Raw genomic sequence first — 21755 nt, forward strand, 5'->3', positions numbered from 1 at the left:
CGCGAAGTTAGCGTGGCCAGGCACACTAATCTAATCACGCAGATGTGAAGAGCTGTCCAAAGGTATTGGAGACACCTAGGTACAATCGATCGACCGTGGCGCCGCTCTCATAATGACACCGCGCGCCCAAAGGCATGCGGTCGTCGACCAGATAGGAGAACCGCAATGAGGAACATATCCAAATTGCTTGGCCCAGCAAACCCTATCGGTCACCCTCAGCACTTTCGCAGCTTGCGCCCAGCCATATGAAGCGTGCGATCAAACGACGATGTTTACGCCGGACCGCTGGTCCGGGTTTCCGCGAGGAGAACCAAATGGCTGAAGGTCATACGAAATTAAACGGGCCGGATCTGGCCCAGGGCGTTGCATCTTCCGACCTTCCCGATGGCGGAAAGTTGGTTGGTCATTGCAGGGGTGAACAGGTGCTTCTGGTGCGACGTGAAGCCGAGGTCTTCGCCATCGGGACGACCTGCACACATTACGGCGGGCCGCTCGTCGACGGTCTGGTGGTGGAAGATACCGTTCGGTGTCCCTGGCATCACGCGTGCTTCGATTTGCACACAGGCGAGGCCTTGCGCGCCCCCGCTTTCAATCCACTCGTTTGCTGGTCTGTGGAACAGCGTGATGATCGGATATTCGTGGGAGAGAAGCGAAAGCGCGCCGTACTGAAGCAACGCGACGAAGGCTCCGGTCAGGTCCCAGAGAAAATCGTCATAGTCGGCGGCGGCGCGGCCGGTTTCGCAGCCGTCGAAAAACTGAGGCATGAACACTATCAACGCAGCATCGTCATGCTCAGCAATGACGAAGCGCCGCCGGTTGATCGGCCTAGTCTTTCCAAGGACTACCTCGCCGGCAAAGCGCCTGAGGGTTCAATTCCGCTTCGCGGCGAAAACTTTTATTCCAACAACGATATCGACCTGCGTCTCAATGTGAACGTTGCGAGCATCGATGCACTTTCCGGCGAGGTCGTACTCGCGGACGGCGCGCGGATCCCCTACGACAGGCTGCTCCTTGCAACCGGATCCGAACCAGTGCGCCTCACCATTCCCGGTGCCGACCAACCACACGTTCACAGTCTGCGCTCGTTCGCAGATTGCAAGGCGATCATCGAGCGCGCCGCGACTGGGCGCCGCGCCGTCGTCCTCGGTGCCAGTTTCATTGGACTGGAAGTTGCCGCGGCCCTGCGCTCGCGCGATATCGAAGTCCATGTCGTGGCGCCGGATAAACGGCCCATGGAGCGGGTCCTGGGTCCGCAAATGGGCGACTTCATACGCGCACTCCATGAGGAGAATGGCGTTGTATTTCATCTTGAGGACACCGCGAGCAGCATTGATAACAGCGAGGTGAAGCTCAGCAGTGGCAATACGTTGACGGCGGACTTCGTCGTGGCCGGCATCGGTGTGCGACCGCGGATCAGGCTTGCCGAAAAGGCAGGGCTCATCGTTGACCGCGGTGTCGTCGTAAACGCCTTTCTGGAGACGAGCGCACCAGACATATTCGCGGCCGGCGACATAGCGCGATGGCCAGATCCTCACAGTGGCGAGAAAATTCGGGTCGAGCATTGGGTTGTCGCAGAGATGCAGGGGCAAACAGCGGCGCTGAATATGCTCGGCCGTCGCGAGAAATTCGTGGCTGTGCCGTTCTTTTGGAGCCAGCATTACGATGTTCCCATCAATTATGTCGGCCATGCCGAGCAATGGGACGAGATCGCGGTGGATGGAGACATTGGTGCCAAGGACTGCCTGGTGCGCTTTAAGCGCGCGGGGCGCACGTTAGCTGTCGCTTCGATTTTCCGCGACATCGAGAGCCTGAAGGCCGAGGTGGAAATGGAGCATCAGTTGACTGCTGTGAAATCGTAAGGGGCTTGTGAAGGTATGACCGTGAACGAAAGCGGGTTTGTCGCCCTACCCACCGCCCTCCAGTGCCGCAGCTCATTTCGCTGATCTGGCGACTATATCTGGCGATGACTTCTTCGGGCGCTGGGCAGGTTGGGTCACAAAGCATCTCCTCAAGACCGCTGGTCATTCATGCAGTGGGTTGTTGCACAATTTAGTGCCATCCCGGTCTACGCCCTTCGATATCGGGATGACCACGCGGTACAGGGATGGTGGCTCGCTCCCGATCGTGAATCGCGCAGTTCAAGCCGACCCACTTAGACACCAAGGTATCGACGACACCTTCGTTCAATAGATTTGGCGTCACTGCGCGGGCTCTGATGATGGGGCATTTTTTGGAAAGGTTAGGCCATGCGCATGATCATCAAGACCGCCGCGATCGTCGGGGCATTTAACCTGGCTGCCGCCACTGCCGCCCTCGGCAGCGACGTGAAGCCGACCATCGTCTTGGTCCACGGAGCCTTTGCAGAGTCCGCCAGCTGGAACGGCGTGGTCGCGGATCTGACCCGGGACGGGTTCTCAGTGATCGCGGCGGCCAATCCCTTGCGAAGCGTCGGTGGCGACGCGGCCCATGTCGCAAGCGTCGTTAGTTCGGTGAAGGGGCCGGTTGTTCTCGTCGGCCATTCATATGCTGGGGCGGTGATCTCCGCCATGGCGGACCAGGAGGCCAATGTGAAGGCGCTCGTCTATGTCGCAGCCTTTGAGCCCGACGTGGGCGAGAGCAGCCTCGAACTGACCGGCAAATTTCCGGGAAGTACGCTCGGCCCCGCTCTTGCGGCCCCAGTCAATCTGCCAAACGGCGAGCAGGACCTGTACATTCAGCAGGACAAGTTTCCCGCTCAGTTCGCTGCGGACGTCCCAGAGGCCGACGCGCGACTGATGGCTGCGGCGCAGCGCCCTGTGAACCAGGCCGCCCTGGCCGACCGGGCGGTTCGGGCGGCTTGGAAAACCATTCCGTCCTGGTCAATTTACGGCGCCGCAGACCGCAACATCCCGCCGGCTGCGATGGCCTTTATGGCCGACCGCGCCCATGCGCGGAAGACCGTGGTCGTCCCAGGGGCTTCGCATTTGGTAATGGTCTCCCACCCGCAGGAGGTGGCCGCGCTGATCGAGGACGCGGCGAACGCAAAATAGCGATGCGCCGCGAGGCGCGGCGCAAGCGGGATCGAAGGTTCTATTCTGCTGGATTTCAACACTGACTGGCAGCGCCAACGGTGGCTGTGCTGACGGCGACGGTGCTTGAGTGGGTCCGGGGCGGGGTGCCTTCGATCTCGTATGGTCTGGCGAATCTGTGAATGAAAAGACGGATGCCGCACGAAGTAGTTGACCGCCTCGAACTCTCCACCACTGCGACTACGCCGGTTCACAAAACGGCGAATTGCAGGCCGTCGCAGGCGTAGAAAACGGCATCTCGCTCCCAAACGGGGGTACAACATCCAGGGTCTATGTTCAGTTCACCTTAGCGAACGATCTTCGGACTGCTCTTGTTTGACCCCTACTATGCCGCTGCACTAGGCCGTAGACTCATAAGCACGCAGCCACAGGCGCGTTGAGGCGAGCTGGACCATAGCGAGGAAGTTGGCGGCGAGCTTGTCGTAGCGGTGGCGATGCGGCGGAAGTGTTTCAGCTTGGAGAAGAAGCGCTCGATCAGATTACGCTCGCGGTAGAGCCGTTTGCTGAAGCACGGCTTCCAGCGCCGATTGCTTTTAGGTGGGATGTTGGGCGTTGCACCCTGCTCCTCGATCAAGGAGCGGATGCGATCCGCATCGTAGGCCTTGTCGCCCAGCACGATGGTGCGGGGGCTGAGGTGGTTGAGCAGTTGATCTGCGATCTGACTGTCATGCGCCTGTCCGGCGGTCAGGCCGAGCCGGATGGGAAGCCCTTGCGCATCGACAACGACGTGGATTTTCGTCGTGAGCCCGCCGCGCGATCGACCGAGACAGTGATCTGGCCCCCCTTTTTTGCCGTCGCGGCCTGCTGGTGGGCGCGAACGGAGGTGCTGTCGATCATCTGGATGTCACCGTCGTGCGCGGAGGTGATGGCGCCCATCAGCCGGTCCCACACGCCCGCCTTCCGCCATCGCACGAAGCGGTTATAGCAGGTGGTTCGTGGGCCGTAGCGCTCGGGCAGATCGCGCCACGGCGCACCGGAGCGCAGAACCCAGAAGATGCCATTCATTACACGTCGGTCGTCTACACGCGGCACACCACGCGGTTTGTTGGGGAGAAGCGGCTTGATCACGCGCCATTCGAAGTCGCTAAGGTCATATCGGCTCATGATGATTCTGAATCAGAACCTGGCGTGATATGAAAGCGTCAAGTTGAAAGAATGATCCATTGCCGAGGAAGGCATAGCTATAAGGCCGGTAGATGAGTTCCGTTGAAGCCGACGAGTGGGACGCCGTTCACACTGTTCATGACTTCTATGGTCGACCCTTGAAGGGGACCGCCGACTATAAAGGGTTCCCGCATGCCTATATGCGCGAATGGGATTTAGATCAGGATGACTGGGCGGATACGCTCCTATTAAGCCCGATCAGTGACGAACAAATGTCTGCCGTCAAAGAGCAATGGCATCTCTGGTTGCGGTGGCGATCGGCGCAGGACGATGGCACTCTGCAGCCAGAAGACCATCACCCGACTCTCGCAAAGGACAGGAAGCGCTACGAACAGCTAGCCACAGTCGTCGAGGCCGCCCTGAAGGTTGACGACGCGAAATCGATCAGGGTGAAGGCGGACTTCCGTGGCGACATCCTGTCTATGGGGAAAACGGCCGTTCGATGGACTGAGCCCGACGATAGCGGCACTCCACCCATCTCGGCCATTCCGCATTTATGAGTTCACGACCTAGTGCCGAGCACTCTGTCCCCCCTCAACGGGCACAACGAAATGGAAGATGGCTCCTCGAGTTAGGTCCGTCGTTGCCCACAGTTTGCCACCATGTGCCTCAATAATTGAGCGGCAGATCGAGAGACCCATGCCCAGTCCCTCAGCCTTGGTAGTGTAGAGCGCTCCAAAGATGCGTTCGATGTCTACTGGATCGATCCCCGGTCCGGAATCCTGCACGGATACATGGACTTCGCCGGAATCCAACATGGCTGAACTCACTTGAATTTCCCCTGACCTGTCGTTGCTGCCTTTGATCGCGTCAAGAGCGTTAACAATGAGGTTGAGAACGACCTGCTGCAACTGAACGCGATCGCCTTGAATTTGGGGGAGATCCACGCTGAGTTGCGTTTGTAGCGACACGCCGCTTTTAATAGCTTCGCCGTGAGTCAGGCCGATAGTCTCGAGGATGACTTCGTTTATGGCCAACCCGGACTTTCGTGGAGGGGTTTTTTTGATCAGTGTCCGGATTCGGCCAAAGACTTGCCCAGCGCGGGTGCCGTCCCGAACAACACGAGCGATCGCCTTTTGGGCTTCAGGTATGTTCGGCCCCTGGCTCAGCCACAACATCGCTGTTTCAGCGCTAACAACCACGCCGGAAAGAGGCTGGCTCAGTTCGTGGGCGATCGACGCCGCCAGATGTCCCATTGTCGTCACGCGGTTTGCGTGTGCCAGCGCCAACTCAGTTTCGTGATATCGACGCTCGCTTTCGCGAGCCAGTTCCTCGGCTCGTTGTCGGTCCGTAAGATCTACGACGAATGCAACGCCCTCCGTTGGCCGCCCGTCAAAGATCGCCGCACCGATCAGAACAGGAACGCGGCTGCCGTCTTTTTTGACGTACTCTCCCTCGAATGGTGTCGCGACGCCAGTCGCGCGAATTTCGTTCATGATACGATCGTCTTCCGGATCCCACTCATCGGGCATCATGTTCTTCCAGCGCAGAGCGCCGGACACAAGGTCCTCTCTCTGGTATCCAACAATCCGCAGAAACGCATCATTCGCGTCCGCGATCCGGCCATCCAGATACCAAGTGAATATCCCAATGATATTGGCATTGAATAGGCGCTGAACACGTGCCTCGCGTTCTTGAAGATCGCTATAAAGACGCGTGTTCTCCAATGAAATCGCCGCCTGCGTCCCCAGAAGCTCCAGGAGCGTTGCACGATCGGGTGTGAAGACGTGAGACGCCAGGGTATTCTCCAAGTAAAGCAATCCGCCTAAAATCCCCTGACGAACCAGCGGCAGACAAAGGACCGATCGCGGTCTCCGAAGATTCATATATGGATCATCGGAAAAGAGGTGTTGCTTGGGACCGTCATCAAGGATCACTGTTTCCTGCGTTCTCATGACGTAGCGGATGATGGTTTCGGGAGCCACCGGTCCCGTGGAATGACCATAGTGCAGGACGATGCCGTCGCCGTCTGTTCGAGCTTCGGCTTCGATGCTGTAGTCATTCTGACGGGGCAGGATCAGCAATCCTCGATCGGCGCCCGCGCTCTGCAAGGCGATCGTCATCAGCCGCTCGACCAAGCGTGGCAACAGAATTTCGCTCGACAGAGCCTGAGATGCCTTCAGGACGGCGGCGACATCGAGGTGTTGAGCCGGTGTCGGTTCCTCTCTCGTACTGAGATGTGGATCGGCGATAGCCAATGTCGGATAGTCCGCCTCCAACTGCCTCACCTTGCCCAATGCGCCCCAGCGCAAATAGCCGTCGCGTGCTCTTGCAAGATATATTTCGGAGAAGTCCTCGAAGCCGCGGGCGGCATAGAAGCGCGCGGCCGTTTCATAGGCGAGCGCTTCATTGTGGATAAAGCCGTTTGCACGGGCAGAGCGAATAGCCTGTTCGTACAAACGCTCTGCCTCGAGATCGCGGCCTTCCAGCCGTGCAAGCTCCGCACCGACTAGCGCTGCCCGGTTCTCGAAATTCTCCGGACAATTCTCCGCCCATACCTCGAGCTGTTTCAGATGCGCCGCCAACGTGTCCAAACTCTCCTTCTCTAGGGCAGCCGCTTTTGCGAAAGCCTTGGTGGAGAATGCGGAGGAGCGGGACTTGGGATCGGCAGATTTTGCAACGATGAAATCGCGAAAAGCGGCAAGAGAAAGCGCAGCATAGAAATGATATTCTGCAATTTCAAACATAGCGGCGGACGTCCAAAGTAATTTGTGCGCTCTTGCCCCGGCGTCTAACGCTGAAGAATATTCTCCTGCAAAAAAACGCGTCTGAAGTTTTCGTATCCAGTACCAACATTCGGGTTGCTTTGTTGCTGGGTTGGCCGCGTAGCCCTGTTCTAGCTCAATCTCGCTCACCTTCCCGTCGTCGAAACAGCCAAATTTGTACGTCAGCCCCCGCAAACTTCGGATAACACCGAGCTGCGTCTTCATGATATCAATTATGTGGCTGTATCGCGCGCGTTCGGCGAGCTCCAGCCCGTGCTCAGCTTGGCGCTCGGCCTCTTCAAGCGGATCGCCTGCCGCTAAGAAATTCGTATTGAGGTTGTCGAAGCTATACACGGTAAAGGTCAGATCGCCGACCTTTGTCGCCGTTTCGAATGCTCGCCAAATAAGCGCTCGACTGGCGCGCACATGTTCGGTCCACGTCAATGAAAATTGCGCAAACCAGAGATAGGTCCGAGCTCGGAATCGCTCGAGGCCACGCGTGTCTACCAATTCATAGCCGAGCTGACCGAAACGAAATCCTGCTTTGTAGTCGTTGAACTGCGGCCCCGCTATTTTGCTGAAAAAGACATAAGCGACACATGAGCCGTCGCCGTGTCCTCGCTCCAGACTCAGATTAATCGCGCGGCAGATAGCCAGCGACAGAAGATTTGCATCCGTGAAAAGCGCCGACGGGAAGATTCTGGTGAGCACGTCCAGAGTGGCGAGAGACACAGCGTCATTCATTAAAGGCAGATCGACGAGATCCTCTATCGACCGATCGCCGATTTTCTTCCAGATCTTCTCGTATTCGCGCTTCACTTGGGCTTGTGTTGGATGCGGCGACCAGTTCACTCCCAAGTGACGCAAATACCCGATACAGATGCCAACCGCTTTGTCGCATTGATCAAGGATCGTGTACAAATCAATGTGCAAGCACGCGACAGTCGCCCGCTCGAGAGTATTTGCTGCTCGGGAAGAAAGCATATTCAAACGTTCGTCGGCGGCTCCCCTCTCACCGACGAGGAACTCGCATTCAGCCTGATAGAACTCGAGGGCAAACGCGAGTTCATGGCGACCCACCCAAGCGTCGGCTGCCAAAAGTGATGTGCCAGCCGTGAAATACTTGAGTGCGGGAAGATAGGCCGTCGACGCCAGGGCCCGCTTGCCTGCCATCAGATTGAACTCGGCCAGTCGTTCCCGCTCTTCCTCTGAGAAAATCAATGCTGTGCCGCGGTTGAGCTGATTGACGATGTCGAAGATCGTCTCCTCTCGCTGCGTGGACGGCGTATGCAAGACTAACAGTCTACCGATGTGAAGGTGCGTCTCAGCCCGTCGTTCCTGCGGAATCAGCGAATAGGCAGCTTCCTGCACCCGGTCGTGAATGAATCTATATGAGTCGTCGCTCCGCTCGATGAACTCGCGTCGCGCAGCCTCCCAGAGGGCCGTGTGGACATGGTTCTCCGGGATTGCGAGCACCCTCGAAAGCATCGCGGTGGTGGCAGTGGTCCCGAGACAGGCGAGTTGCTGCAGTGCGGCTTGCGTATCTGTTGGCAACTGCCCGAGCTTGCCGACCATCAGTTCGACCACGTTCTCAGTGTATTCCTTGCTACGAATGCGGTCGGGGTCCCAGGACCACCTGCCTCTGGTTCGATCGAATGTGACGAAGCCTTCATCGGCAAGCGCGGATAGGAACTGCTTGACGAAGAAGGGATTACCAGCGGTTTTTTCATGAAGAATCCGAGCTAGAGGGACGGCGCGCGCCCGCACGCAACGCAACGCATCCACGACAAACTCTTCAAGATATTTTCGGCTAAGCGGCGTCAGCCTGATCTCTTCGATCTTCACGCCCGCGCCTCGAATTGCCTCCAACTTGCGTACGAGCGGGTGCGTCGGGTCAATTTCGGCGTCTCGAAAGGCGCCGATCACGAGCAGGTGGCGCAGCTCGGAGCGGGTCATCAGATCTTCGAGGAGGTCGAGCGACGCCGCATCGACCCAATGCAGGTCATCGAGGAACAGTGTCAGCGGATGTTCTGCCGTGGCGAATACGCCGACGAAACGCCGAAGGGCGATCTGAAATGCCTGCTGGGCCTGCTCCAGCGGGAGATCAGGAGCGGGTTGTTGCTCGCCAATAATCAGCTTCAGCTCGGGCATGAGCTCGACTAGAAGCTGTCCCTGCGCCCCTACGGCCTCGCGCAATGCATTGCGCCAGCCTTCCAGTTCGGCGTCGCTCTCCCTTAAGAACCTGCGGATCAGCCGCTGGAATGCCTGTGCGACGGTTGCGTACGGAATATCGCGCTTTTCCTGTTCGAATTTGCCCGAAGCAAAAAGACCGCGAGACGGCACTAGGGACTTATGCATCTCGTTCACGACCGAGGATTTTCCAATTCCGGAATAACCGCAGATCATAATCAACTCGGGCGTGCCAGTCGTCGCGACACGACTATAGGCGTCCAGTAAGGACGCGATTTCTGGCCCTCTCCCGTAAAGCTTCTCTGGCATCAATAGTCGATCAGGCGTGTCGAGGTCGCCCGTGGGAAACGGTGCGATCCATCCCTCGCCTTGCCACTGCATCAGGCAGCGTCGGAGATCATGCTCAACGCCAGTGGCGGTCTGATAGCGCTCGTCGGCTGTCTTGGCGAGCAGCTTTGTGACTATATGGGAGATGGGGCCCGGGATGCTCGCTACTCGTTCGCTTGGCGGCACTGGAGTCCTAGCAATGTGGCAATGAATTAGTTCCATGGGGTCGGATGTGGTGAATGGCAACACGCCTGTCAGCATTTGGTAGAAGACGACTCCGAGCGCATAAAGATCACTACGCGAGTCGATCGAACGGTTCATTCGCCCGGTCTGCTCGGGCGCCATATAAGCGAGCGTCCCAGCGATGACCTCTGGTGGACCCAGTGCCTGACGCTCGCGCGGCAGTCGGGAAGCGAGGCCAAATCCAGTCAGACGCACTCGTCCGCTTGTCCCATCCACCAGAATGTGGGTCGGCTTCAGATCCTTATGGACGACCCCACGGTGATGGGCTTGGCTCAGAGCCGCGGCAGTGCCTATAGCCACCTGAAGGAACTGAGGTATGGACATCGGTGCGCCGATTTGCCGGTCGAGCGTTTCACCGCCGGGGTCCTCTAAAATCAGCATTGTTCGATCGCGGTCGCGAACGAGTTCTAGCGGCCGGGCTGCCCACGCACTCTCGAGGTGGTCCCTGAGTTCGAATTCATGCGAGAGTTGAGCGACGCTCGCCGGCCGTGGGAGCGCCGCTGTCAAACGTAGAGCAAGCACATTGCGTGGCGGCTCATTGTTGTAAGTCAGTAGTCCACGATATAGCGCGCGCTCGCCATCCTCCCATAGAACTTGACGACCGCCTTCGCGCGCGCCAAGCGAGATCTGCGGATCCATCCATCACGCTCCACAGTGTTTGCAAATTGGATCTTGCAGGGCCGTTTCACAAAGGAACTGTACTGACCGGCGCCGCTCCGCGCGGTGCCGGTATTCGCGCACGGCCAACCGGAGTTCAGATGAAAAAACTAGCCCTGTCCAAACGGCGGGTCAATTCTGAAACGAAAACGTTGACCGACATCAACTTCACGATCAGATGACCAACGTCGGTCGTATATTCCCGCATTCAGTGCGCTCGCGCAAAGAAATATGCTCTTTTTGTTTTTGTTGAGAGTGGCACGAGGAGGTGTTTCTCGTCCGGGTGGCATACAATCTAAAGTTGATTTTTAGATCTGGACAGGGGCTGTGATTTCCATCGGAGGCATTCGGTTTGGATGTTGGTTTGGAAATGATCGCAAAGATACGCCGGCTCTCGCTGGTTCAGGGCAACAGGCACCAGCCGCTGCCACAGTTGGCTGCATGGCGAGGGAGCTTGAGCGACTTCTGGCGACCAATGTAGCCAAGCCGTCGCGCGAGCGGCTCGCGCTGATCCGGATTTTTAAGCCTCGTGATCTTGGATAAGTGTCCGCATTCTGAGATCGTTGACAGCAGCCAAACCATGCCCGCCTCAGTTGCTAAAAAATGGGGTTTGGTCCAATCATTACTGTAGGCGGAAAATGCCCGGGTCCGCAGCGAGGAGCGGAGTTGGTGCTCAAAAAAAAGGGCAGCGGATCCAGCAGAGGGAAAGATGATGATCAAGAAGCTCGCGTTTGTAACCATCTTACTCGCGCTCGTTTTCGGCTTCGAAGGTGGCGCCTTCGCCAAGCCAACTTTCATAATGGTCACCCATTCGCCTGCCTCAGATACATATTGGGCGAGCGTTATCAAAGGTCTAGAGCAAGCAGGCGTCGACCTGGGCGTGAAGGTCCAGTATCGCGGCATCGAGAATAATCTGAACGATCCCAACCAGCAGCGCCGAAATCTTGAAGCTGCGATCGCCGCCAAACCTGACGGTGTTATTGTGTCCGATCCAACGCCCGCGTCGCTAAACGCGACGATCAAGAAGGCGGCGGACGCCGGAATTCCGGTGATTATCGTCAATCAAGGCGGCGATCAGGTTGCCAATGTCGGCGCCCTTGCGTTCGTTGGCGATGACCCTGGCAAACAGGGCGCGATGGGCGCTGCCCAATTCAATGCTCTCGGCTCGAAACACGCGCTGATCATCACTGCCCCCATCGGCGCACTGTCCTTTCTTGATGCGCGCACAAACGGGTTCAAGAAGGCGTTCGCGGGAACGTCAGCTTTGGCGGAGATTCCCATGACCGATTTCAACAATTCAAACCGGATCAAGACAATCACGGAGTCTCAACTGCAAAAGGACCCGTCGATAGACGCCGTCTTCTCCATCGGCGGCTGTTGCATTGCGGCAATGACCCAAGTCCGCGCCGACCTGGGGGACCGCGGCAAAGAGATGCACTGGGGCACGATCGATGTAACAGCCGCCGCCACGACGTCCCTCAAAGCGCGCGAACTTGATTTCGCCCTTGATGCCCAACAGTATGCCCAGGGTTACTATCCAGTGGTAATGCTGGCATTGTACGTTCGCCAAGCCATCCAACCAGCGGAGCCGGTGCTCATTACCGGGCCCATTGTCATCACTCCGAACAACGTCAACAGATTTGCGGCTTCCAGTCGCTAAGTAGCGAACAGGATCTGGTTGGAGGCGCTGCATGTCAATGCATTCCAAAGTGGCATCAGGGGTAACATGAGTGCCAAAGGGGTCGTGTCGGTGCTTGCGCGCCCGGAATTGACCGCCGTCGTCGGGACGATCATCGTCTTTGTCTTCTTCGCTGTTTTCACGGGCCAGGCAGGGTTCCTCACCCTGCCGATGACGCGCAACTATCTTGAAGTCGGAGCGGAGATTGGCATTATCGCCGCGCCAGTCACACTATTGATGGTCGCGGGCGAGTTCGACCTTTCTGTTGGGTCGATGGTGGCGGCAAGCGAAGCGATCATGGGCTATCTGGCGGTTGACAGCGGTTGGCCGCTTCCAGCCGCACTAGCCGCCGCCCTCGTCGTGGCAACAGTCGTTGGAACCATCAACGGCTTCCTCGTCGTGAAGACCAAATTGCCCTCCTTTATCATAACTCTCGCAATGCTGTTCATCCTGCGCGGCGCTGCCCAAGGCGGCCTGCGCATGTTGGTCGGCACCAGCACCGTGGATGGCATCCGCGATGCCACGGTCGGGGATCCGTTGGCGGTTTTGTTTGCATCCTCAATCGGCCCCTTCTCGATTTCTCTCGTCTGGTGGATCCTTGTTACGATGCTGGCGGCATGGCTGCTCGAAAAGACCGCTTTCGGCAATTGGATTTACGCGACAGGTGGAGATCAGCGGGCCGCTGTCCGGTTAGGGATCCCGGTCAAAAAGGTCAAAATTCTGCTCTACATAGCTGTTGCGGTATCGACAACCTTGGTGGCCGCGCTGGACATGTATGCCATAAACCAGAGCGACGCCAACGCAGCGGTGGGACGCGAATTCGAGGTGGTAACGGCCGCGGTCATCGGGGGTGCGCTCCTGACCGGCGGTTATGGGTCGCCCATCGGTTCCCTCTTCGGGGCTCTTCTCTTCGGCATGGTCGACCAGGGCTTCTTCTTCACTCCGCTGCCTGACGTCTGGTTCATGACGTTTCTTGGTCTTATGCTTCTGGCAGCGGTGCTCATCAATAACTACGCGCGATTGCAGGCGATGAAACCAGGAGGGGGCGGCTCATAAACAATGAAGCGTACCTTGAGGCGGTCTGCGTCTCAAAATTTTACCAGAATGTTTCGGCGTTGGAGGACGTGAGTCTTTCCGTCAGGCCTGGCGAGGTGGTCTGCCTGCTCGGTGACAACGGAGCCGGCAAGTCCACGTTGATCCAGATTTTAAGTGGCGTGGAGAAGCCCGACAAGGGGATCGTGCGCGTTTCCGGGATCGATATGCGTTTAGGTTCGCCTACGGACGCACTAGACAGAGGCATCGCAACGGTTTTTCAGGACCTCGCCGTGGTGCCTATCATGCCCGTGTATCGCAATTTTTTTCTCGGCCGAGAGCCAAGAATTGGCTGGGGTCCGTTCCAGCGATTTGATTCCCGCAGAGCGATCGCGGCAACCGAGGACGCTCTGCGTGGTCTGGGCGTCAGTTCCGTCGCTGTGCGTAGACCGATCAACACGCTCTCCGGCGGTCAACGTCAATGCGTCGCGATAGCACGAGCCGTGCATTTTGGCGCTCGCATCCTCATTCTCGATGAACCTACTTCGGCCCTTGGCGTGAAGCAGACCGAAATTGTGCTCGGCTATGTACAGCGGGCGAAAGAAGCAGGGATCGGCGTGATCCTGGTCACGCACAACGCCCAGCATGCGTATTCGATCGGAGATACGTTCGTGGTGCTGTTTCTCGGGCGGCAGCTCGGAACATTCAAGAGGTCGAGCCTGACGGAAACCCAACTGATGAGGTTAATGGCCGGTAAGATTGATGAAGCGAACGGAGCTGTGGGACGAGGCGCAGGATGACCGCCCCGGCCTAGTCGCAATTGTCAGGCAAACTTGGCGAACCCTCGAGTGCGCCGGGGGGCATGTCGCGTCACTTTACGCCATTGAAGCTTTCCAGCGGGGGCATCATCCGGTGGCGATCGCCGATCGGATGCACCCTACCAGTGCTTCAATGTTGAAGGGCTTGCAAAGGTAACAAATAATGCCCTCGGCCGAGGCTCGAGCCTGAACTTCGTCATCTGGGTAGGCCGAAATCAGTATGGTCGGAATGTTATGGCCAAGGTCCTGTAAACGACGGTGCAATTCGAACCCAGTCATCTGCGGCATTTGCACGTCCGACACGATGCATGCACTATCGGTGAAATCAGGGGACGACAAAAACTCAGGGCCGGATGCGAATGTCGCGACCCTGAAACCCATCCAAAGCACAAGGCCCGCGACGGACTCGCGAATTGACTCGTCATCATCAATGATCGAGATCAAGATTTGTTTTTCGCCCGTATGCTGACCTCGTTCCGTCCCATATGAGGTAATCATTTATCTATGCCATAGATATAGCGATCCCCTAGTGCAGCGCCTGCCGCCCTATTCTCGCATAAGTCCCTACTACGGGCGATTGCACTTGGCTTGGCCGCTAAGAGAGATTCTTGGCTCAATGGCTTGACGAGGAGTTCGACAGCTACTGCTCTCATTACATTGACCGTCATCGGGTCGTCGCCATTGCCCCTAATGAAGATGATTAGCATATCGATTCGATCGCTCGCAATGCGCTCCTGCGGGCCCAGTCCGTTCAAGTCCTGAAGATTGATAACGAGGAGAAGGCAACTCCCTCGAGGTGCCGGCGGGTGGGGGATAGAAATTCCCGTGCCGTCGCAAAAGTCTCACTTTGTCAGCCTGCATATTGACGAGCGCTTCACACACGGAACCGCCGTCGTCAACGATGAAGGTGATGGGCAGATTAGGCGACATGCGCGATCATCACTATGATCTCCATAGGCCCTCTAGGCGCAAAAACCTTGGCTCGGACATTGCCCAAAAGAGCCGCACAGGTCGATTATACTATGGTGTCTATGTGAGGCGGCGGGCGGTCGATTTTCTCGACCTAAGACCGCGACGGCAACTGAGATCGAGCCCATGCGTCATCTAATTTGTTGACGGCTAAGTGAGCGTAGCTGTTCGTCGCTTGAAGATATCGGCTCGCGGGCCTGCTGTCTGGCCTGCGATTTGCAGGAGGTCGTCGTTCGAGTCCAGCCCCTCCCATAAATCAATGGACAGCTAGCCACATCCTCAATGTGGCTAAAAGTCCGTGAGCCACATCGTAGGCGGATATGCCTCCACACCACCGTTCCAAGACGCCGCAGGATATACGCAAACTTCCAGCTTGTCCCTGTCTGCCACTCAGGGATCGAATAAGAGAATGACTGCTTCTTTTTGCCACTCCGTAGCTGTCACCTTCGCTAGTGCGGCCTCCTTCAGCGCGAGATGAGCATAGAGGTAGGTCTGTGTTGCCGCCTATATGCACGCCATTGCCGCCGATTATCCCATGAATCGTGGCAAGGTCTTTCGAAGCAGGAATTCTTGAGGCTATGTGTGACGGGTGCCATCAACGAGACGGAGAAAATTGACGAACAGGCCCAAAACCAATTTTGCCGAGAAGCCATTAGGTTTACCTGATAGTACCTGATAGCGCTCGATTCAAACTCAAGGAATTAAGCATAAGCTATTGATATGTAACAAGTTGGCAGGCCCGGAGGTCACCATTTTCTACAGAAAATCAATACGTTAGCGGATGGTTCGCCAAGCCGTTTCATTCGTATTGTCTCGTATGGTCTAGCGAACTTAAGGACGATGAACGCGATTAATTATAGGCTTCGAGATATCGCCGAGCCGCAGGTCGCCAGGAACTCCCTGGTAGTGAATGACTGAAATGGGCCGAGAGTTCCTCGTCGTCCATGCCGGATACGACGCGCTGGAGGCCAGCAATGCGGAGGAGGCAATTCGGCTGCTGGAGGCACGAACGGACATCGTTCTGGTGTTCACGGACGTCGGCATGCCCGGCACGATGGACGGCATCAAATTGGCCCATCACATCCGAAACCGATGGCCGCCGGTCAAGCTGATCGTCGCTTCCGGCAGGTCGATCATCGAACAGAGCCGGCTGCCCCAGGGAAGTCACTTTATCCCCAAACCCTACAACGACAGCACGATAGTCGAACAGATACACCGAATGCTGGCGCCGATCGAAACGCGCCCCAAGCCCTGAGCGCGAAACGTCTAGCGCATTCTTTGAAGCTCAAGTCCCGGCCCAGGCCATGGCGGCTTTCGACGCCGAGCCGGGCAAGTTCAGGGGCCTCGTCACCGACATACGCCTGGGGGCGGGCAAATCCGGTTGGGAAGTTGCACGGCATCTGCGCCAAGCCAACCCAACGATACCCGTGATCTACATGAGTGGCGACAGCGCCATCCATTGGGGCGCCGAGGGTGTGCCGGAAAGCGTCATGATCACCAAGCCCTTCTTTATGCCGCAGATTATCACGGCCTTGTCGACGTTGCTGAATCAGCAGCATTCGGACCACACCTGAGATTCCTGACTGTGCTTTATCACACTGCGCTCTACCCCGTCGCGGAGCGGCCTCGACCCTGGCGCAGGGCGAACTCCAAGGAGGACGCCTTAGATGTCTGCTTCTGAGCGACACAAAATTGGCCACGACGTCCGAGATGAGGCGCATTGCTGCCAGAGGGCGAAGGATAAATGCGGTCAGCGAGTAGCTGGATCGACTTCTTGAATCAATTTGGGCGAACCGCTTCGTAACCCATTGACAAATAACGATTATGTTAGTCGCTGAGGGTCAGCGTTTTATCCACAAAATCAATACGTTAGCGGATGGTTCGCCAAACCGTTTCCTTCGTATAATCTCGTATGGTCTGGCGAACCTAAGGACGATGAACTCACCTAATTACAGGCTTCGAGATATCGCCGATGTTAGCCGCAGGTCGTCAGGAACTCCGGTAGTGAATGACCGAAATGGGGCCGTTGACGGCCTGGCAGCTTTCAGGATGACTGGCAAGAAAGCCGACCGTTGCGTCCAGCGTAGTGCGGACCGCTTTGCGCCAGAAGCCGTCATTGATGTTGGTTCCGCGCCAAAGGGGACGAGTTCGTAACCGATTGAAGCGACCGGAGTCAGTTATTTGCACGAGTATGCGCAGTGACTCCGGAGGGCTTGGGCGCCCGCCATGGATTGCCGTAATCATCGAACGGGCTACCGCGGTAGCTTTCACTGCGGAGCGACAACTGACGTTCGGCGTCATCAGAAAAAGGCGGACTCTGGCACGGTTCTGGTCTATGCCGACGCTCGTTGCCGGTCCGCCGGCCTTTGCAACTGGTCCATGAATGAAGCGCCAACCCACGACGTCGAGCCTGTTACGCCGACTCAATCGTTCGGCCGTGGTGGATTTGATCCGCACCGAAGGAGTGGCATCACCTTCGAGCCTCGCCGGGCGGCTGAACATCAGCCTGCCGACGGTGATGCGGGTGATCGAGGATCTGATTGCCGAGGATTTGGTGGCGTATGACGGGTTTGACGAGTCCAATGTCCGGGGCCGTCCCCGGGCACGCATCAAGTTCCGCGGCGCGGCGCATGCGATCATCGGCATTGAGGCCGGCAAGGGCGAATTCTATGGCGCCGTGGCCAATCTCGAGGGCGTCGTGCAGACCGAAATGCACGAGACCGCCGACGATGATGGCGAGCGCAATTTCGAAAAGCTGGTCGGCCTGATCCACCGGCTGATGGCGGCTCCCCGCCCGCGCGGCCAGACCATTCGCGGCATCGGCATTGGCCTGCCCTCGATCGTCTGGCAGCCGGAGGGCGAAGTGGTGCTGACGCTCGGGCTCGGCTGGCGCGACATGCCGTTGCGGGCGCGGCTCAGCGAACATTTTCAGATGCCCATCGTCGTCGAAAACGGGCGCAACCTCGCCGCCGTGGGCGAATGGGGATTCGGGGCCGGGCGTGGCGCCGACAGCGTCGTGAGCCTCTCGATCGGGCCCGGTGCCGGCGCGGGCGTCGTCATCGACGGCAAGCTCTATGGCGGGCACTCGCATGCGGCGGGCGAGCTCGGCTGGTATCTCGATGACCCCCTCCTCACCGGGCGGCCGTTCGAACATCTGGGCGACAAGCAATCGCTGCGCTTTTTCGGCATCCCCGAACAGGCGACCAAGATGCTCGAACAGGCCAACACCCAGTATGCGGCGGGAAAGCTCACCCTGGCTGCCGTCACCGACCGGCAGGCGGGCAAAATCGCGCCGATTGTCACCGAGTTGCTCGACTATGCGACGATGGCGGTGGGCAGTGTTGCTGCCTTCATGAACCCCGAAATCATCGTACTGGCGGGCCGGGTCGTCGGCGGCGGTGATCTGGTGCTGGATGTGCTGCGGCATCGCCTCAAGGGCAATGTGTACGACCCGCCGCGCCTCGTGATAGGCGCGCTGGGGCACCGCGACATCGTGCTTGGAGCGGTGCGCCTGGTGCTCGATGCGACGACCCTCAACCCTGCCGACAGCCTCGTGATGGCCGACTGAAGATCAATCGATCGCAATTGACAGCGACTGTATGTCGGCATTAAGTTTCTAACTGAAAGAAAAACCGCGCCCTGCGTCGTGTGGGAGCGTATCTTTCGTGGGAGGACTTCAATGACGAAGATTTTCAATCCGCTTGGGCGGATGATGCAGCGTCGTGACTTCTTGAAAGTTGCGGGCGCGAGCGTTGCGGTAGCGGGTCTGCCTGCGGCAGTTCGCGGTGCCGAGCCCGTCAAGGTGCTTGTGTGGTCGTGGGTGCCGAATCTCCAGCTTGAGGTAGACATGTTCAACGCCGCGCATCCGGGCATCCAGATCGAACTCGTGAATCCCGGCCAGGGGGACCCGTTGTATAACGCGCTCCGCGCGGGCCTGCAGGCGGGCAGCGGCCTGCCGGACGTCGCCCAGATCGAATACCAGCACCTCGAGAGCTTCCGCCAGGTCGACGCCCTCGCAGACATCGGCCAGTACGCCAATGCGCATAAGGGCGAGTTCCCCGAAGGCCTATGGGCGCAGGTCGCCATGGGCGATGTGGTCAACGCCACGCCGCAGGATTACGGTCCGATGGCGATGCTCTATCGCAAGGACATCTTCGACAAGCATGGGATCACGCCGCCCACCACCTGGGCCGAGTTTGCCGATGCGGGCAAGAAGATCCATGCGGCCGATCCGAATGTGTTCATGACCGACGCGCCGTTCGGAGCCAACGCCGACTGGGTCTTGGGTCTGTTGTGGCCGATGGGCTGGAAGCCGGTCAGCCGCGATGGCGACAAGCTCGTGATCAGGATCAACGACAAGATTTCCAAGGACTTCGCCGCCTATTGGCAGGACCTTATCACCGCGGGTGTTATCGAGACCAAGCCGGGCTTCAACAATGAGTGGTACACCGGCCTCGACTCGGGTCGCTATGCCACCTGGCTCGCTGCGGGCTGGGGTCCGCTGTTCCTGACCTCGGTCGCCAAGACCAGCGTGGGCAAGTGGCGTGCCGCCGATCTGCCGCAGTGGGACGCAAGCAAGTTCGTGACTGGCGCTTGGGGTGGCTCAGCGCTGGCCGTGATGAAAGCGACCCAGCATCTGCCTGAGGCCGCCGAAGTCGCGATCTGGCTGAACACGAATCCCGAAGCCACAAAGCTCTACACCACCAAGCAAAACTTCTTCCCCTGCACGAACGCGCTGCTGTCGAGCCCGGAATGGGCGAGCGCCAAGCCGGAATTCTTCGGCGGCCAGGAGGTGAACAAAGTGTTTGCCAAATCGGCGAGTGCCGTGGCGCCGTTTGAGTGGAGCCCGTTCCAGGGCTTCCTCTACCAGTCGATGTCCGATGAATTCGGCGCCTCGATCAGCGGCAACGGCACGCTGTCGGATGCGTTCGACCGTGTCCAGGACGCCGTGGTCACCTACGCGAAGGACCAAGGCTTCACCGTGGCCTAACTCCTCCCGGGCACCGGCCGGGCGCGCCTTGATCGGCGCGCCCGATCTCTTCATCTTGCCGGACGGGGACCCGTGGCAATGTCGAATTCGCCAACCGCAGCGACGCGCCCAGCGCGATTGGGCGGTTTTACGTCACGAAAGCTCGCGCCCTATCTGTTCCTGGCGCCCTTCGTGCTGCTGTTTATCGCCTTCATCGTCGCGCCGCTGGTCTATGCGTTCTACATGAGCCTCTACCGCGACACGCTGGTGGGCGGACGGCAGTTCGCGGGTACAGCCAGCTACATCAAGGTCGCGGACGACGCCAAATTCTGGGGCGGCGTGTGGAACCTCGTTTTGTTCGGCATCGTGCAGGTGCCGATCATGCTGGCCCTGGCGTTGTTGTTCGCCATCGTGCTCGATCGTGGCCAGGTCTATGCCAAGGGCGTCTTCCGGCTCGGCTTCTTCCTCCCCTACGCTGTGCCGAGCGTGATCGCGACGATCATCTGGGGTTATCTCTACGGCCCCACCTTCGGCCCGTTCACGCAGATGGCCAAGGCGTTCAACCTGCCGCCGCCGGACTTCCTGTCGCCGGGCGCGATGATCTTCTCATTGGCCAATATCGTGACGTGGGAGTATGTCGGCTACAATATGGTGATCTACTACGCCGCGCTGAAGGCGATCCCGTCGGACCTCGCCGAGGCCGCGCGGATGGACGGCGCCTCGCCCTGGCAATTTGCCCGGCTGATCCAGCTGCCGCTGCTGTGGCCGGCGATCCTGCTCACCATCATCTTTTCGATCAACGGCACACTGCAGCTGTTCAATGAGCCGTATTTGATGCGCGCGCTCGCCAGTAACACCATCAATTCGAGCTACACGCCGAACCTCTATGCCTATTCGCTGGCGACTAAGAACCAGCAGTATGGCTATGCGGCCGCCGTTTCGTTCGTGCTTGGCATCGTGATCGCCGGTGCCTCCTACATCTTCACCCTGATCGCCAACCGCCGCCGGTCGGAGCAATGATGACTGCGACCACCGACATCGCCACTTTCGAGGCTGCCAAGCGCCGGCCCGGCGAAAGGCGGCGCTCGCGGATCATGCTCACGCTGCTGCTGTCACTGTTCCTCCTCTACAGCTTCATGCCGCTGGTCTATCTGGTCCTGTCGGCAACGAAGACGAATGGCGACCTGTTCACCACGTTCGGCTTCGGCTTCGGCACCGAGTTCAACCTCTGGCAGAATCTGAGCGATCTTCTGGCGCGCGACAACGGCGTCTTCATGCGCTGGATGTTCAACAGCCTGCTCTATTCGAGCGTCGCCGGGCTCGGTGCCGCGATCTTGGCTACCGCGGCAGGCTATGCGTTAGCCAAATTCAAATTCGTCGGCCGCAATCTGCTGTTTGCGCTGGTCTTGGGCGCTGTGATGATCCCGCAGACGGCCCTCGTCGTGCCGACCTTCCTGCTGCTCGCGCTTTCGGGTCTGAGCGACAATCCGCTGGGCGTGATCCTGCCCTCGATGATTTCGCCGATCGGCGTCTATCTGATGCGCGTCTATATCGAGCAGGGCGTCGACGACGAACTGCTCGACGCAGCGCGTCTCGATGGCGCCGGCGAGTTCGTGATCTTCCGCGCCATCGTGCTGCGGCTGGTGGCGCCGGGCATGGTGACCGTGGCGCTGCTCTCGTTCGTCGGGACCTGGAACAATTACTTCCTGCCGCTCATCGTACTGCGCTCGCCAGAATATCAGCCGATCACGGTGGGCCTTGCGACCTGGTATCAGCTCGCGCAGCAGGGCGGTGGCGGAGGACAGGTGCTGTTCTCGATCATCATCACCGGCGCTCTGGTCAGCATCATCCCGGTCATCGTGGTGTTCCTGCTGCTGCAGCGGTTCTGGCAGGGCGGCCTCACCGCCGGCGCCATCAAATAGACTATCGCCTGGA

Annotated in this window: 15 protein-coding genes and 1 pseudogene; 12 read left to right on the forward strand and 4 right to left on the reverse strand. The window is 58.5% G+C overall.

The window, feature by feature from the left end:
- Positions 1–314 precede the first annotated feature (314 nt).
- Together ACVWWD_RS28110 and ACVWWD_RS28115 are read left to right on the forward strand one after the other, a co-directional pair.
- Positions 315–1859: an FAD-dependent oxidoreductase gene (locus ACVWWD_RS28110; protein WP_457103535.1), complete on the forward strand. Its 1545-nt coding sequence runs from the start codon at positions 315–317 to the stop codon at positions 1857–1859.
- A 396-nt stretch (positions 1860–2255) separates the two neighbouring features.
- The gene (locus tag ACVWWD_RS28115) at positions 2256–3029 is read left to right on the forward strand and encodes an alpha/beta fold hydrolase (RefSeq protein WP_435053059.1); all 774 of its coding nucleotides are present in this window, start codon (positions 2256–2258) and stop codon (positions 3027–3029) included.
- A 377-nt stretch (positions 3030–3406) separates the two neighbouring features.
- On the opposite strand, the pseudogene ACVWWD_RS28120 reads toward ACVWWD_RS28115, so the two are convergent.
- Positions 3407–4172 (reverse strand): annotated as a pseudogene (locus ACVWWD_RS28120) (IS5 family transposase).
- A gap of 92 nt (positions 4173–4264) precedes the next feature.
- On the opposite strand from ACVWWD_RS28120, the gene ACVWWD_RS28125 reads away from it, so the two are divergent.
- Positions 4265–4732, forward strand: a complete 468-nt coding sequence (locus tag ACVWWD_RS28125) for a hypothetical protein (RefSeq protein WP_457103536.1) — start codon at positions 4265–4267, stop codon at positions 4730–4732.
- A 9-nt stretch (positions 4733–4741) separates the two neighbouring features.
- Here ACVWWD_RS28125 and ACVWWD_RS28130 read toward each other — a convergent pair whose 3' ends face one another.
- Both ACVWWD_RS28130 and ACVWWD_RS28135 read right to left on the reverse strand, forming a co-directional pair.
- Positions 4742–10336 (reverse strand): trifunctional serine/threonine-protein kinase/ATP-binding protein/sensor histidine kinase, encoded by a 5595-nt coding sequence (locus ACVWWD_RS28130; RefSeq protein ID WP_352565849.1) that lies wholly within the window; start codon positions 10334–10336, stop codon positions 4742–4744.
- 420 nt (positions 10337–10756) lie between these two features.
- Positions 10757–11074, reverse strand: a complete 318-nt coding sequence (locus tag ACVWWD_RS28135; RefSeq protein WP_156939437.1) for a hypothetical protein — start codon at positions 11072–11074, stop codon at positions 10757–10759.
- On the opposite strand from ACVWWD_RS28135, the gene ACVWWD_RS28140 reads away from it, so the two are divergent.
- The 3 genes from ACVWWD_RS28140 to ACVWWD_RS28150 are packed head-to-tail and all read left to right on the forward strand — an operon-like array spanning position 11064 to position 13864.
- On the forward strand, positions 11064–12014 hold the full coding sequence (locus tag ACVWWD_RS28140) for a substrate-binding domain-containing protein (protein ID WP_023774419.1): 951 nt from the start codon (positions 11064–11066) through the stop codon (positions 12012–12014). The genes ACVWWD_RS28135 and ACVWWD_RS28140 overlap by 11 nt on opposite strands.
- Before the next feature lie 18 nt (positions 12015–12032).
- Positions 12033–13088, forward strand: coding sequence for an ABC transporter permease (locus tag ACVWWD_RS28145; protein ID WP_198019247.1), 1056 nt, complete (start codon positions 12033–12035; stop codon positions 13086–13088).
- On the forward strand, positions 13085–13864 hold the full coding sequence (locus ACVWWD_RS28150; protein ID WP_031248371.1) for an ATP-binding cassette domain-containing protein: 780 nt from the start codon (positions 13085–13087) through the stop codon (positions 13862–13864). The genes ACVWWD_RS28145 and ACVWWD_RS28150 overlap by 4 nt, the downstream gene beginning before the upstream one ends.
- A 105-nt stretch (positions 13865–13969) precedes the next feature.
- Here the strand turns inward: ACVWWD_RS28150 and ACVWWD_RS28155 are convergent, their stop codons facing one another.
- The gene (locus ACVWWD_RS28155; RefSeq protein WP_245275614.1) at positions 13970–14326 is read right to left on the reverse strand and encodes a response regulator transcription factor; all 357 of its coding nucleotides are present in this window, start codon (positions 14324–14326) and stop codon (positions 13970–13972) included.
- Positions 14327–15761: 1435 nt separating this feature from the next.
- Here ACVWWD_RS28155 and ACVWWD_RS28160 point away from each other — a divergent pair.
- The 6 genes from ACVWWD_RS28160 to ACVWWD_RS28185 all read left to right on the forward strand — a co-directional run bounded on the left by ACVWWD_RS28160 (position 15762) and on the right by ACVWWD_RS28185 (position 21742).
- Positions 15762–16106, forward strand: coding sequence for a response regulator (locus tag ACVWWD_RS28160; protein ID WP_051407702.1), 345 nt, complete (start codon positions 15762–15764; stop codon positions 16104–16106).
- Positions 16107–16155: 49 nt separating this feature from the next.
- Positions 16156–16425, forward strand: a complete 270-nt coding sequence (locus tag ACVWWD_RS28165; RefSeq protein WP_023774425.1) for a response regulator — start codon at positions 16156–16158, stop codon at positions 16423–16425.
- Positions 16426–17234: 809 nt separating this feature from the next.
- Positions 17235–18419, forward strand: a complete 1185-nt coding sequence (locus ACVWWD_RS28170) for an ROK family protein (protein ID WP_457103537.1) — start codon at positions 17235–17237, stop codon at positions 18417–18419.
- A gap of 111 nt (positions 18420–18530) precedes the next feature.
- On the forward strand, positions 18531–19841 hold the full coding sequence (locus ACVWWD_RS28175; protein WP_457103538.1) for an ABC transporter substrate-binding protein: 1311 nt from the start codon (positions 18531–18533) through the stop codon (positions 19839–19841).
- 78 nt (positions 19842–19919) lie between these two features.
- Entirely contained in the window at positions 19920–20840 is a 921-nt protein-coding gene (locus ACVWWD_RS28180; RefSeq protein ID WP_457103539.1) for a carbohydrate ABC transporter permease, read from the forward strand.
- Positions 20837–21742, forward strand: a complete 906-nt coding sequence (locus ACVWWD_RS28185; RefSeq protein ID WP_457103540.1) for a carbohydrate ABC transporter permease — start codon at positions 20837–20839, stop codon at positions 21740–21742. Before ACVWWD_RS28180 ends, ACVWWD_RS28185 begins: the two co-directional genes overlap by 4 nt.
- The last annotated feature ends 13 nt before the right edge of the window (positions 21743–21755 follow it).

It is taken from the genome of Mesorhizobium sp. URHB0026, from assembly GCF_054059755.1.

Coding starts and splice junctions, on each gene's coding strand:
- ACVWWD_RS28110 (WP_457103535.1), top strand. CDS start 315: ATGGCTGAAGGTCATACGAAATTAAACGGGCCGGATCTGGCCCAGGGC.
- ACVWWD_RS28125 (WP_457103536.1), top strand. CDS start 4,265: ATGAGTTCCGTTGAAGCCGACGAGTGGGACGCCGTTCACACTGTTCAT.
- ACVWWD_RS28130 (WP_352565849.1), bottom strand. CDS start 10,336: ATGGATCCGCAGATCTCGCTTGGCGCGCGCGAAGGCGGTCGTCAAGTT.
- ACVWWD_RS28140 (WP_023774419.1), top strand. CDS start 11,064: ATGATGATCAAGAAGCTCGCGTTTGTAACCATCTTACTCGCGCTCGTT.
- ACVWWD_RS28160 (WP_051407702.1), top strand. CDS start 15,762: ATGACTGAAATGGGCCGAGAGTTCCTCGTCGTCCATGCCGGATACGAC.
- ACVWWD_RS28165 (WP_023774425.1), top strand. CDS start 16,156: ATGGCGGCTTTCGACGCCGAGCCGGGCAAGTTCAGGGGCCTCGTCACC.
- ACVWWD_RS28170 (WP_457103537.1), top strand. CDS start 17,235: ATGAAGCGCCAACCCACGACGTCGAGCCTGTTACGCCGACTCAATCGT.
- ACVWWD_RS28175 (WP_457103538.1), top strand. CDS start 18,531: ATGACGAAGATTTTCAATCCGCTTGGGCGGATGATGCAGCGTCGTGAC.
- ACVWWD_RS28180 (WP_457103539.1), top strand. CDS start 19,920: ATGTCGAATTCGCCAACCGCAGCGACGCGCCCAGCGCGATTGGGCGGT.
- ACVWWD_RS28185 (WP_457103540.1), top strand. CDS start 20,837: ATGATGACTGCGACCACCGACATCGCCACTTTCGAGGCTGCCAAGCGC.